We start from the raw sequence: 305 nt of genomic DNA on the forward strand, positions 1-305 counted from the left end.
CGCCGTCCTGGTTGATCGCTGAACCGCGTACGACGGCGAGGACCTGGTGGCCGTTACGGCGCGCATCCGACAGCCGCTCCACCAGCAGCACACCGACGCCCTCCGACCAGCCCGTACCGTCCGCCGCTTCGGCGAACGCCTTGCAGCGGGCGTCGGCCGCGAGACCGCCCTGCCGGGAGAACTCCACGAACGAACCGGGGCCCGCCATCACGGTGACACCGCCCACGAGCGCCATGTCGCACTCGCCGGAGCGCAGCGCCTGGCCCGCCAGATGCAGGGCCACCAGCGACGACGAACACGCCGTG

Annotated in this window: 1 protein-coding gene; it reads right to left on the bottom strand. The window is 72.5% G+C overall.

The window, feature by feature from the left end:
* On the bottom strand, window positions 1–305 hold a 305-nt coding region (locus tag ACLF6P_RS30040; RefSeq protein WP_415954584.1), incomplete at both ends, for a beta-ketoacyl synthase N-terminal-like domain-containing protein.

The organism is Streptomyces lothianensis (assembly GCF_047779955.1).
Classification (GTDB): Bacteria; Actinomycetota; Actinomycetes; order Streptomycetales; family Streptomycetaceae; genus Streptomyces.